The sequence below is a fragment of the Vibrio sp. 2-Bac 85 genome (genome assembly GCF_037546705.1).
Lineage (GTDB): Bacteria > Pseudomonadota > Gammaproteobacteria > Enterobacterales > Psychromonadaceae > Psychromonas.
Map to the genome: position 1 here is coordinate 116,000 of NZ_JALAAB010000014.1, position 13,264 is coordinate 129,263.

Sequence of the window (13,264 nt, forward strand, 5' to 3'; positions counted from 1 at the left end):
GCTAGGTGTCGTTTGAATTTATTAATGTTTGAAGGTGTTGTTTAAATATAAGGGTGCGGGACTTAAAATGAATATTAGAGCGATATGATCAGCGTTGAGGGTAATGAACCCCTCTTTATTGATTGTATAAATACAATAATAAAGAGGGGTAAATATTACTAGTTACTGGCTACTATGACCAGTTGCTATGTAAGCCTAGTGATTAACCTGTATTACGTAAACCAGCCGCGATACCTGCAATAGTCACCATTAACGCTTGGTCAATATCTGGGTTAATCGTTTCATTTTTCTCACACGAACGTGAACGAGACAATAACTCAGCTTGCAACATATTTAGTGGATCAACATACGGGTTACGTAGTTTGATTGACTCTTTTATCCAAGGTTGTTCTTGCATTAACTGGTGATCTGGAATGGTTTCTAAAACCGTTTCGCGAGTTAATTTCAGGTTCTCACGTAGGCGTTCACCTAAAGGCCATAACTCTTTGGGTACTAAACGTTCTTCATAAAACTTAGTTAACTCTTCATCAGCTTTCATGAATACCATTTCAAACATTTCTAAACGAGTATGGAAGAAAGGCCAGTTAACATACATTTCTTGTAATAGGTCTTTTTTACCTTCATCGAGTAATGTTTTAAGTGATGTACCTGCGCCTAACCATGCTGGCAACATCAAACGGTTTTGACTCCAAGCAAAAATCCATGGAATTGCACGTAAACTTTCAACGCCACCGTTAGGCTTACGCTTAGCGGGGCGGCTACCCAAAGCTAATTTTCCTAACTCTAACTCTGGTGTCACGCTGCGGAAATAAGGCACAAAGTCAGGCTCATCACGTACAAAGTGGCGATACTCTTCACATGACTGCTCTGCAAATTGTTGCATTACATCTCGCCATTCTTGTTTTGGTGCTGGTGGTGGCAGCAAGTTAGCTTCTAAAATAGCCGCGGTATAAAGGTTCAAACTGTGTACCGCTACTTTTGGTAAGCCAAACTTAAAGCGGATCATTTCGCCTTGCTCTGTTACACGTAATCCACCTTTTAAAGAACCTGGAGGTTGTGACAATAATGCTTGTTGTGCTGGTGCACCGCCACGACCAATTGTGCCGCCACGGCCGTGGAACAATACTAATTGAATATCATTTTGCTCACTGATCTTAATCAATGCTTCTTGCGAGGTGTATTGCGCCCAGTTAGCCGCCATTACGCCTGCATCTTTCGCTGAATCAGAATAACCAATCATGACATGTTGCTCACCGTTAATATAACCACGGTACCAGTCAACTGCATATAAGCGTTTCATAACGTCGGCTGCATTATTCAAATCGTCTAATGTTTCAAATAATGGAGCAACAGGAATACGGAATGGACAACCTACTTCTTTTAGTAGCAATTGCACTGCTAGCACATCAGAAGCTTGGCGAGCCATTGAAATAATATAAATGCCTAAGGCTTCAGGGTCAGTTGCTGCAACGACCCTACAAGTATCTAATACTTCTTGAACGTCAGCGGAAGGCTTCCAAGCAGAAGGGATAAGCGGGCGTTTACTATTTAGCTCTTGTAATAAGAAGGCTTGTTTATCTTCTTCATTCCAAGCGTTGTAATCGCCAATACCTAGGTAACGTGTTAATTCAGATAAAGTATCTCCATGGCGTTCACCATCTTGACGGATATCTAATTTAACCAGGTTGACACCAAAACAGTTTACACGGCGTAAAATATCTAATAACAAACCGTTCGCAATAGAAGCCATGCCCATATTGATCAGAGAGTTGTAACATAACTCTAATGGCTGTTTAAGCTGCTTAGTTGTGATGATGATATCTTTTGCATTGCTTTCATGGCCTTGCAAGGTTGCGCTTAATGCCGTTAATGTTTCTTTTAATTCGGTACGTAATTTACGTAGGATTGCACGGTAAGGTTCATCAACACCTTCACCCACAATAGCGCGTAAAGCTGGGTCACAGTTATCCATTGATAACTCTTTAGTTAGTTCCTGAATATCTTCAAGGTACAAACTTACAGCGACCCAACGGCTAGTAATTAATACTTCTTTGGTAACTTCGGCCGTTACAAATGGATTACCATCTCGGTCTCCACCCATCCATGAAGTAAATTTAATTGGCGAAGCGTCAAGTGGTAAAGAGATACCTAAACCGTCCTGTAAGGTTTTGTCTAGTTCACGCACATATTGAGGAACAGCTTCCCATAGGCTGTTTTCAATAACCGCAAAGCCCCATTTTGCTTCATCTACAGGTGTTGGGCGGTTTTTACGAATATCATTGGTATGCCAAGCTTGTGTAATTAACTGCTCAAGACGTATTAACAACTGGTCGCGTTCTTTATCTGAGATATCAGTGAGTTCTAAAAGACTTAAACATTGATTAATAGCACTGTGTTTGTGGATCAAAGTACGACGTGTTATTTCCGTTGGGTGTGCTGTTAGCACCATATCCATTTTTAATTCAGCAACTGTTTTTTGCATCTCTTCTTCTGAGATATCGCTGTTTTTTAATTTTGAGATTAATTGCTGTAGCGGATCAGGTGCACAAACACCAGTATCACAATGGCGAGAAATACCATGGAATTGTTCTGCGATATTCGCTAGATTTAAAAAGTGCGTGAATGCTCGTGCTACTGGTAATAATTCATGGTCACTTAAGTTTGATAACACTTCAATCAAACGCTCGCCATCTTGGTTATTACCTGCGCGAGATGATTTAGAAAGCTGACGAATGTTTTCAATTTTTTCAAGGAATGACTCACCAAGGTGGTCGCTAATACTTTTTCCAAGTAATTGACCTAATAAACTAACATTGCCTCGCAGGTTTGCATATTCTTCTGTCATCGTACTTCCCTATTCCTGTAATAAAATTACAATTTCTTGTCGTAGAACTAAATAAAATACCACAATGAAGAGGCTAGTCAATCTAGCTTCGCTTGCGTTGTATATTTATTTTCTTGAAAATAATTTTTTCGTAATTTAATTACGAGAAAATTACGCCTTATATTTTATGAACAATAGTGATGAATAAGTTTTGTTATTACCTCTTGTGTTGGCTTTACAAAGGAGAGATCTAAAAATTCATTCGGTTGGTGTGCTTGAGTAATATGGCCTGGGCCGAGGACGATGGTATCGCAGCCTAATGCTTGAATGAATGGTGCTTCAGTACAGTAATTAGCGCTGGTGGCTTTGTTACCAGTATAAATTTCCGCATTATCGATCAAATCTGAATGCAGTGGGCACTGATAAGAGGGGATCGGCTCATGCAAATGGAACATTTCTATACAATTTGGATAGCGTTTTTCAATTTCGGTTAATGCCTCTTTCACCGTAATAAATAATTCATTAGTGGTAACACCAGGAATAGGGCGCATATCAATATGTAACTCACAGCAACCACAAATACGGTTAGGGCTATCACCACCAGTGATCGCACCAAAGTTGAGTGTCGGGTAAGGCACTTCAAAGTGTGGATTGTTATATTTTTCTTTGAAAGTTTGCTGCACTTTCTTAAGTTCAGACAATACTAAATGCATTACTTCAATCGCATTCAAGCCTTTATCCGGATCTGAGCTATGGCCACTTTTACCGGTAATACGGATCCCTTCAGACATATGCCCCTTATGCATAGTCACCGGTACCATGCCTGTCGGCTCACCAATCACGGCATAATCAGGTTTAAAATGTTTTTGCTCGGAGATCTGTTGAGCACCAGACATGGTAGTTTCTTCATCTGCAGTCGCTAAAATACGTAGCGGTTTAGTGAGTTTTTCACGGTCGATTGTTTTTAATGCTTCTATAACAAAAGCAAAAAAACCTTTCATATCGATAGTACCTAAACCATATAAACGGTTGTCTTTTTCTACCACTTGGAATGGATCCGTCTGCCACTTACCTTCATCATAAGGCACGGTATCGGTATGGCCAGCAAGCAATAAGCCACCGTCACCTGAACCGAGTGTTGCTACTAAGTTAAACTTGCCTGGTGCTGCTTTTACTTCAGTGATCTCGGTACTAAAGCCGAGGTCAGTTAACCATTCTGCAAGTTGATTGATCACGGCAACGTTACTTTGGTCCCATGCACTATCTGTGGAACTAATGGAAGGTAGTTTGATAAGGCCTTTATATAAGTCGATGAAAGCTGGTAATGACATACTGTTCCTTAATATTGAGCTTAAGCTCATTGTATTAACTCACTGTTCCACTGTTGTGGCTAAAATAAATGATTTATTAATAGGAAAATCACTTATTTTATTGATACAAGATCACACTCTTAATACAACGAGTTATAAAGATGATGTTTATTAATGAATAGACCTACTTTGGTATATTCTGTGTTTACTACAATTTTTTACATTACTCTGTGGTGGCTCTAAATATTTAAGCATTTTTATTTTATGCCTGAATGTGCGTAATATTAAAGCTATTTTTATCCTCATAAAAAAATAACTAATTGGCTTACTTTTTATCTTTTATCCAACGCAAGCAACTTTATCATTTTATTCGAGCTGTAAAACACAGGCTCGATTAGCTGTAGCACGCCAATAATCAACTGAAAATGACTTTTAGATACAAAGTTTTAAAAATTAAATTCATTTATATTCAATGCTTTACAGTTGATTTCCGAATGAATTTTAGAAGCCGAAATAAGCAAATTATTACAAGCAAAAAGCAATTTAACATCTTTTAAATATTTATTCACATTTATTGAATAAATAGTCACTTTGATTTAGAGTATAGCTTTATATCAAGTGACTCTACCTTTATACTGTTACTCGAGTTTATTTATCACATATTAAGTCAGTAATTAATCAGGAATTTTTTTATGTTAAAAGCGATTGTAGTGGGAGCTAGTGGTTACACGGGAGCAGAATTAGCGACGTTTTTAACGCGCCACCCAAGTATCGAATTATCTGGGTTATATGTTTCTGAAGGTAGTTTAGATAAGGATAAAAAAATCTCCGATTTATACGGCAATTTACGCGGTTGCGTAGATTTACCACTACAACCTCTCGGTGTAAGCGGCATTAAAGCTGCTTGTGAAAATATAGACATCGTTATTTTGGCAACAGCACATGAAGTCAGCCATGACTTAGCGCCATTATTTTTAGCTGAAAATACAGTGGTATTTGATTTATCTGGTGCATTCCGTGTGAAATCGGCTGGATTTTATGAAAAGTATTATGGTTTTACGCATCAATACCCTGAGTTATTAGCACAAGCCGTTTATGGTTTGGCTGAGTGGAATGCTGAGCAAGTGAAAAAGACTGACTTAATCGCAGTTCCGGGATGTTATACAACTGCATCATTAACCGCATTAAAGCCATTGTTTGAAGCGGGATTAATTAAATCAGGTATCAAACCAACGATTAATGCTACTAGTGGTGTTAGTGGTGCAGGCCGTAAAGCCAATGTAGCCAGTAGTTTTTGTGAAGTGAGCTTACAGCCTTACGGTGTATTCACACATCGTCATAAACCAGAAATTGATCAACACTTGGGTACAAACGTAGTCTTCACGCCACATTTAGGTAGTTTTAAACGTGGTATTTTAGCGAGTATCAATGTGGTTGTGAATGAAGGTGTGACTAAACAACAAATAGATCAAGCTTATCAAACTGCTTATGCAGATAAACCGATTGTGCGTTTAATGGAAGGGTCTTTTCCTGCGCTTAAAAATGTAGTCGGTACGCCTTTTTGTGATTTAGGTTGGGCACTTGATGGCGAAGATTTAGTCGTATTTAGTGCTATTGATAACTTACTTAAAGGTGCTTCATCACAGGCGATGCAATGCATTAATTTACGTTTTGGTTTTGATATTACGACTTCTATTTTATAAAACGGATCCTCAATGACACAATCACAACAAAAACCGCTACTTATTAAGTTAGGCGGAGCAGTACTAGAAAACAATCAAGCATTGTCTAATTTATTTACCGCACTGACGGAATATTTGGCAATACAACAACGCCCATTATTGTTAGTGCATGGTGGTGGTGTGATTGTGGAAGATGTGCTTAATAAAATGAACATCAAAAGTGAAAAGAAAAATGGTTTACGTATTACACCATTTGATCAAATTCCATATGTTGCAGGTGCACTTGCAGGTACATCAAATAAATTGTTGATGGCAAAAGCATTACAAGCAGGGTTGTCGGCGGTTGGATTATCATTAGCTGATGGCTTTAGCTGCTCGGTGAAGCAGATGGACCCTGACCTAGGTGCTGTGGGAGTATGTAGCCCTAATAATCCAAAACTTATTAATAGCTTGCTAGGTAATGGTTTCTTGCCAGTTATCTCATCGATCGCGATAGGTGAGGATGGTAATCTTTATAATGTTAATGCAGACCAAGCTGCGATTGCTATTTGTGAGCTGGTGGGCGCTGAACTGGTATTTTTATCCGATGTGGATGGAGTATGGGACGCACAGAAACAGGTTATTCCTGAGTTAAATACACAACTAGCTGATACACTTATTGCTGAAAATGTGATTCAAGATGGAATGGCTGTCAAAGTAAAAGCTGCATTACAAGCCGCCGATGAATTAGGTTATGTAATGTTAGCAAGTTGGAAAAATCCAGAGAATTTAGTGTCATTGCTTGCAGGTAAAGCAGTGGGAACCAAAGTAATTAAATAATTAAATAATTAAATAAAGAAATAAGTAGAGAGTGACAATGGAAAATTTATTAACCGGCATGGAAATGACTCAACAACAAGCATTAGACTTGATTGCATTGGGTAAAGATTTAAAAGCCAATCCAAGTAAATATGCGCAGGCATTAGCCGGTAAAAGCGTTGTTACTTTATTTGAAAAGCAATCACTACGTACACGTGTTACTTTTGATATTGGTGTTAACAAATTAGGCGGCCATGCCGTTTATTTAGATCAAACGAATGGCGCAATGGGTAGCCGCGAAGATGTGAAAGATTTTGCTGCTAATATTTCGCGTTGGGCAGATTGTATTGTCGCGCGTGTATTTGATCACAACACACTGCTTGAAATGCAGGAGTATGCAAGTGTGCCAGTGATTAATTCTCTGTGTGACTTGTACCATCCGTGTCAAGGCATGGCGGACTTCTTAACCATTGCACAAAACTATGATGATTTAACAAAAGTTAAACTTGCTTATATCGGCGATGGTAACAATGTAACGCATTCATTATTTATTGCCGGCGCTATTTTAGGTGCAACGGTAACGGCTGTTTGCCCACTGGGTCATAGTCCTGATGCGCAAATCATGAAAAAAGCAGAAGAAATTGCAAAACAAACGGGTGCAAAAATTACTGTAACCAATAATATTGATGATATTAAAGGTTATGATGTTGTTTATGGTGACACTTGGTTATCAATGGGCGACGATACACCGTTAGAACAAATTAAAGCTAAATTTATGCCGTACCAAATTAATCAAGACTTACTTGACCAAACCGGTATTAAGCATATTTTACATTGCCAACCAGCGCATCGTGGTTTAGATATCACCTCAGATGTAATGGATGGTCCAGCTTCATTGATTTTTGATCAAGCTGAAAATAGAATGCACATACAAAACGCTATTATGCTTACCTTAATTAATAAATAAATAGATGTAGACGAAAGGAAATAATCAATGAGTAAAGTTAAAAAAGTTGTTCTCGCTTATTCAGGCGGTCTAGATACATCAGCAATCATTCCATGGTTAAAAGAAACTTATGATGATTGTGAAATCGTAGCGTTTTGTGCCGATGTAGGCCAAGGAGCAGAAGAATTAGTTGGTTTGCACGAAAAAGCAATTGCTTCAGGTGCTTCTGAATGTCACATCGTTGACTTGAAAGAAGAATTTGTTAAAGACTACATCTACCCAACAATTGCATCTGGCGCAGTGTATGAAGGTACTTATTTATTAGGTACTTCTATGGCTCGTCCAATCATTGCAAAAGCTCAGGTTGAAGTTGCATTAAAAGTAGGTGCAGATGCCGTTTGTCATGGTTGTACTGGTAAAGGTAATGACCAAATTCGTTTTGAAAGTTGTTTTGCTGCATTAGCACCAGAGCTACGTGTTATTGCACCTTGGCGTGAATGGGATATGGTTTCTCGTGAAGACCTATTGGATTACCTTGCTGAGCGTAATATTGAAACAACGGCTTCAGCAACAAAAATCTACAGCCGTGATGCAAATGCATGGCACATTTCGCACGAAGGTGGCGAGCTAGAAGACCCATACAACGAACCAAGTAAAGGTGTTTGGACATTAACGGTTGATCCGCTTGATGCACCAAATGAACCAGAATACGTAACGTTAAAAGTTGAAAATGCACGTGTTACTGAAGTAGATGGTGTTGCTTTGTCTCCTTACGATGCGTTAATGGTATTGAATGAAAAAGCCGCAGCACATGGTGTGGGCCGTATCGATATCACTGAAAACCGTACAGTAGGTATGAAGTCTCGTGGTTGTTATGAAACGCCTGGAGGTACAGTGATGGTGACTGCACTTCGTGGTATTGATGAATTAGTACACGACAAACCTTCTCGTCGCTGGCGTGATCAAGTGGGCCAAGAATTTGCTCACTTAGTGTATGACGGTCGTTGGTTTACACCACTTTGTGGTTCTTTATTAGCGGCGTCTGAGTCACTAGCAAAAGATGCAAACGGTGAAGTAGTTGTACGTCTATATAAAGGACAAGCAACAGCAGTTAAGAAACGTTCTCCAAATAGTCTTTACTCTGAAGAGTTTGCTACATTTGGTGATGATAACGTTTATGACCAAAAACATGCTGAAGGTTTCATCCGTTTATATTCACTGTCTAGCCGCATTCGTAAGCTAAACAGTAACAAATAAACAAAATATGTTATAAAATTCCTGCCCTCGGTTATCGAGGGCAGGAATTTCTATTTATAAGCGTTTTTAAAAAACAGTGCGTTTATAAATAGAAGTGAAATTAATAGTAATCCCTTAACAAATGGATTTGGCATGATTGCCAAGTCAGAATGGAGTAACAAATGGCACTATGGGGCGGACGTTTTAGCCAAGCGGCAGACGTAAAATTTAAATTATTTAATGATTCCTTGAAGTTTGACTACCGTTTAGCTGAACAGGATATTATTGGCTCAATAGCATGGTCAAAAGCGTTGTTAGCGGTAAATGTATTAACTTCTGATGAACAAATTAGTATTGATAAAAGCTTAAATGAATTGCTAGTTTCAGTACAAGCCAACCCAGAGCAAGTATTACAATCTGACGCCGAAGATATCCATTCTTGGGTTGAAGGGCAATTAATCAATAAAGTCGGTGATTTAGGTAAAAAATTACACACAGGTCGTAGCCGAAATGACCAAGTTGCTACAGATTTGAAATTATGGTGTAAAAAAACCGCACAAGAGTTAATTGTTCACCTTAATACATTAGAAGCTAAGTTGATTGAATTAGCGCGTATTCATCAATCTGTTGTCTTACCAGGTTATACGCATCTACAACGTGCTCAGCCAGTGACATTTTCACATTGGTGTTTAGCTTATTTAGAAATGTTAGAGCGTGACCATAGCCGTTTAGAAGATTGTATTGATCGCATGGATACTTGCCCATTAGGCAGTGGTGCATTAGCCGGTACTGGTTATCCGATGGATAGAACAGCATTAGCACATTCGCTAGGTTTTAAACGTGCAACACGCAATAGTTTAGATTCAGTGTCAGACCGTGACCACGTTGTTGAATTGATGAGTTGTGCAACATTATCAATGGTACATCTATCACGTATGGCTGAAGATTTAATTTTCTATAATAGTGGTGAGTCTGGTTTTATTGAAATGTCAGATCAAGTGACATCAGGTTCGTCATTAATGCCACAAAAGAAAAATCCAGATGCAATGGAATTGATTCGTGGTAAGTCTGGACGTGTATTTGGTTCATTAGCCGGTATGTTAATGACATTAAAAGCGTTACCACTTGCGTATAACAAAGATATGCAAGAAGACAAAGAAGGTCTATTTGACGCATTAGATACATGGGGTGACTGCTTAGAAATGGGCGCAATGGCGTTAACAAACCTTAAAGTCAATGAAGAACGTACTAAAGAAGCTGCACAGGGTGGTTACTCAAATGCAACTGAATTGGCCGACTATTTAGTTGCCAAAGGGATCCCTTTCCGTGAAGCACACCATATCGTAGGTGTTGCCGTGGTAGCCGCGATCGAAAAAGGCGTACCATTAGAAGATTTAACCGTTGCAGAGTTTAAGCAATTCTCTAGTGTGATTGAAGATGATGTTTATCCAACCTTAACATTAGAAGCAACTTTAGCTGCGCGTACCGCATTAGGTGGCGTTGCACCGCATCAAGTGGAATTTGCATTAACAGAAGCTGAGCAACGTTTATCTAAACGTGGCAAGTCAGGCATTGTTATTAGAACTGCAAATGTTGAAGATATAGACCGTATTGAGTCAATGGTTAATTACTGGGCCGAGAAAGGTGAAAACTTACCACGTGATAAATCAGATTTAGCAAAATCAATTGATGAGTTTGTTGTCACTGAACTAGACGGAATAGTAGCAGGTTGTGGATCTGTCCACATTTATGACACAGGTTTAGCTGAAATTCGTTCAATAGGAATCGAACCTGGTTATGAAGGCCGTGGCCAAGGTAGTGCATTGGTTGAGCTATTAGTGAAAAAATCAGAAAACTTAGCGATTAAACGTTTATTTGTATTAACGCGTATGCCAGATTTCTTTATGAAACTAGGCTTTAGTCCTGAAAGCAAAGCGACTATGCCAGAAAAAGTGCTAAAAGATTGTGCAATGTTTGTCAGTGAACATGCCAATAGTGAAAAAGCGCTCGAGTTAAACTATAAAACCAGTATGTTGCTACACAAAGAAATGAGCAAAAACTAAAATTAAGGCTCTGTAAATCCTGTAAATAAAGGTGTGTTTCTATTATTTGAATCTAAGTAATGAAACACACCTTATTATTTATATATAAGTTGTGATTAACTGCCACCTGTCCGAAATCCTACCAAACTAGCTATTCATTAAGCTATTCCGTGAATTTTCGTCCCTTTTTAACAATGCCTCGTATATCCAATGTTGGCTGAAGTTGCATGTTAAATGAAAGACGCTAAAGCACTTGTACCAATTCTATTAAACAAGTTCAGTTAATTAGTGTGATGGGTATTAACCATTATCAAGCACTGCATCCGCAAAATGTTGACGTAAAATACGATTTTGAAAAGTATCGTTAAAACGTGCATTTATGATAATAATGAAGCGCTCAAAGGAATGTTGTTGATCAAGTGCTTGTACAGAAGAGATATGGTGAAAAACTTCATCATCTTGAATATGTAGTATTTCACCAGGGGCTAATGTCGTTTTTGAAATGACCTGCTCACCTGCTTTATCTTTATAAATAGTATTAACTCCTCCCGTCACGTTATCTCTATTAAGCACAAGAATACTTAAGAACTTACTACCATCTTGATGAATGCCTTGACCTTGTAAAGGATCTAATGACTGCTTTCCTTTAACACCTGTGATTTGCATAAGGATCGGCTCGTTTGGATCAATACGCCAAAGTCCCGCCCAAGCCTTAACAAATTCTTGTACATCATCACGCGCTAAGAAATTTTTATCGAGTGCGGGATAATGCCGTAATTTATTCGCCATTGTATCGGCATCATTATAAGCCCCCCCTTGTGCCATCGGACAATTATCTAATACTTTAAGCTCGCTGCTTTCATTGAAATAAAGCCAAGACATACTTTTCCAACGTGTTTGAACATAAGGGTCCTTTGGTAGACCATCTAAATAAGACTGCCATTCAGTTAGGTTTATCTGCTCACTTATACTGGTTTTACTCCAACATTGTTTATCAATATCTTGCCTAACATGGACTGGCCAAAAAGGGAGTTTAGCTAACAAAGGTGGCATGCTTGGATTTTGCACATAATCAACGTTTATATTTTTCATTGTATTTCCTTTTATGAATAGTTTTTAAAGAAAGAAGTCAGAAGCTATTGATCTTCTAACGGGACAAAAGGTATAGCCTCATTGTCTGGGTATCAATTTAAGTATTCATTTAGAGGAGGGAGATAAAAAATTGTTTAATGTAAACGGTGAGATTTATTTAATCTGATGGGAACGATTTGATCGCACTTTAATTGATGAGCGTTGTATGTTCGCTGATTGGAGTTGTTGTAAAAGGGGGAACAAGTTAGAAAAGTTTATTTACTATTAATCCAGAATGTTATGCACTGATTGGTATTAATGACTTGATCTTAATCTGGAGCCTTATAAATTCTGCTATAGAATTCAAACATGCAGATAAAAATAATAGATAATTGCAAAGAGTCGATAGATGAATGGATAGATAAATAGATGATTAGATGATTAGACGAATAGATAGTTAGATGAGCAGTACATAGCTTATTCTTAAAAGCCGCTGTACTGCTATTTAATAGATAATGAAGTATTTATTGCTGCTTATAGCAATTATGCAGAAGTTTCTTCAAGATATTCATTTTTTAAATTAACGTAATGACTGGCAGAACGTTTTAAAAAAGCAAATTCAGCTTCAGTTAAAGCACGTGCTGCTTTTGCAGGAGAACCTACATATAAAAAACCAGAAGCTAACACTTTATTGGGTGGCACTAAGGAGCCTGCTGCAAGGATCACTTCATTTTCAATATGAGCACCATCTAATACAATCGCACCCATACCAATTAAAACACGATCGCCTATAGTACAAGCATGTAACATTGCTTTATGGCCAACCGTGACGTCTTCACCAATATTCAGGGAGTAACCATCAACGGTTGCTTCACCTTTTCTAGCCACATGTAGAATGGAGCCGTCCTGAATATTAGTACGAGCACCTACATAGATAGAATTAACATCACCACGTAAAACACACATCGGCCAGATATTCACGTCATCTGCCAAGTGAACATCACCGATTATGGAAGAAAATGGGTCAATATAAACAGCATTACCAATTGTAGGATAGATATTCTTATAAGGACGTAGTGTAGGAAACATAATAAACCTTCTTGATCGACATAATAAAAGGCCACTATACGACACAAAAGTGTGGATAACAAAATCAAAATTGTGGATAACTTGTGTTCAAAGTAGGTATAAAAATTAATTGCAATAAATCGCAATAAAACACTTGCCAATGTGATCTCAATCCCTATAATGCGACCCCACAGACACGGGGTGTAGCGCAAGTTACTCAGCGAGTTTGAGAATAGTTTTTAACGTATTAACGCTTCGTTGTTCGCTTCGAAATTAAGTTAAATTAA

General features: G+C 38.2%; 9 protein-coding genes. 5 read left to right on the top strand and 4 right to left on the bottom strand.

Features of this window, described 5'->3' with window-relative positions; translation table 11 throughout:
* Positions 1-202: 202 nt before the first annotated feature.
* On the bottom strand, positions 203-2,845 hold the full coding sequence (gene ppc, locus MT390_RS14525) for a phosphoenolpyruvate carboxylase (protein ID WP_166373295.1): 2,643 nt from the start codon (positions 2,843-2,845) through the stop codon (positions 203-205).
* A gap of 164 nt (positions 2,846-3,009) precedes the next feature.
* Positions 3,010-4,155, bottom strand: coding sequence for an acetylornithine deacetylase (argE, locus tag MT390_RS14530; RefSeq protein ID WP_166373297.1), 1,146 nt, complete (start codon positions 4,153-4,155; stop codon positions 3,010-3,012).
* 671 nt (positions 4,156-4,826) lie between these two features.
* Here argE and argC point away from each other — a divergent pair.
* From argC to argH, 5 genes are all read left to right on the top strand, one after another.
* Positions 4,827-5,837: an N-acetyl-gamma-glutamyl-phosphate reductase gene (argC, locus tag MT390_RS14535; protein ID WP_499441881.1), complete on the top strand. Its 1,011-nt coding sequence runs from the start codon at positions 4,827-4,829 to the stop codon at positions 5,835-5,837.
* Positions 5,838-5,849: 12 nt separating this feature from the next.
* Positions 5,850-6,635 (top strand): acetylglutamate kinase, encoded by a 786-nt coding sequence (gene argB / locus MT390_RS14540; protein WP_166373301.1) that lies wholly within the window; start codon positions 5,850-5,852, stop codon positions 6,633-6,635.
* Positions 6,636-6,672: 37 nt separating this feature from the next.
* On the top strand, positions 6,673-7,581 hold the full coding sequence (locus tag MT390_RS14545) for an ornithine carbamoyltransferase (protein WP_166373303.1): 909 nt from the start codon (positions 6,673-6,675) through the stop codon (positions 7,579-7,581).
* A 27-nt stretch (positions 7,582-7,608) separates the two neighbouring features.
* A complete protein-coding gene (locus MT390_RS14550) occupies positions 7,609-8,817 on the top strand; it encodes an argininosuccinate synthase (RefSeq protein WP_166373305.1) in 1,209 nt (402 codons plus the stop codon).
* A 161-nt stretch (positions 8,818-8,978) separates the two neighbouring features.
* The gene (argH, locus tag MT390_RS14555) at positions 8,979-10,859 is read left to right on the top strand and encodes an argininosuccinate lyase (protein ID WP_166373307.1); all 1,881 of its coding nucleotides are present in this window, start codon (positions 8,979-8,981) and stop codon (positions 10,857-10,859) included.
* Positions 10,860-11,138: 279 nt separating this feature from the next.
* Here argH and MT390_RS14560 read toward each other — a convergent pair whose 3' ends face one another.
* Positions 11,139-11,930, bottom strand: a complete 792-nt coding sequence (locus tag MT390_RS14560; RefSeq protein ID WP_499441883.1) for a 2OG-Fe dioxygenase family protein — start codon at positions 11,928-11,930, stop codon at positions 11,139-11,141.
* Between the two features lie 522 nt (positions 11,931-12,452).
* Positions 12,453-12,998, bottom strand: a complete 546-nt coding sequence (locus tag MT390_RS14565; RefSeq protein ID WP_166373311.1) for a gamma carbonic anhydrase family protein — start codon at positions 12,996-12,998, stop codon at positions 12,453-12,455.
* Between the last annotated feature and the right edge of the window lie 266 nt (positions 12,999-13,264).

What these genes read in the sequence shown, in the direction of transcription:
- ppc (WP_166373295.1), bottom strand. Translation starts at nt 2,845, where the DNA reads ATGACAGAAGAATATGCAAACCTGCGAGGCAATGTTAGTTTATTAGGT.
- argE (WP_166373297.1), bottom strand. Translation starts at nt 4,155, where the DNA reads ATGTCATTACCAGCTTTCATCGACTTATATAAAGGCCTTATCAAACTA.
- argC (WP_499441881.1), top strand. Translation starts at nt 4,827, where the DNA reads ATGTTAAAAGCGATTGTAGTGGGAGCTAGTGGTTACACGGGAGCAGAA.
- argB (WP_166373301.1), top strand. Translation starts at nt 5,850, where the DNA reads ATGACACAATCACAACAAAAACCGCTACTTATTAAGTTAGGCGGAGCA.
- MT390_RS14545 (WP_166373303.1), top strand. Translation starts at nt 6,673, where the DNA reads ATGGAAAATTTATTAACCGGCATGGAAATGACTCAACAACAAGCATTA.
- MT390_RS14550 (WP_166373305.1), top strand. Translation starts at nt 7,609, where the DNA reads ATGAGTAAAGTTAAAAAAGTTGTTCTCGCTTATTCAGGCGGTCTAGAT.
- argH (WP_166373307.1), top strand. Translation starts at nt 8,979, where the DNA reads ATGGCACTATGGGGCGGACGTTTTAGCCAAGCGGCAGACGTAAAATTT.
- MT390_RS14560 (WP_499441883.1), bottom strand. Translation starts at nt 11,930, where the DNA reads ATGAAAAATATAAACGTTGATTATGTGCAAAATCCAAGCATGCCACCT.
- MT390_RS14565 (WP_166373311.1), bottom strand. Translation starts at nt 12,998, where the DNA reads ATGTTTCCTACACTACGTCCTTATAAGAATATCTATCCTACAATTGGT.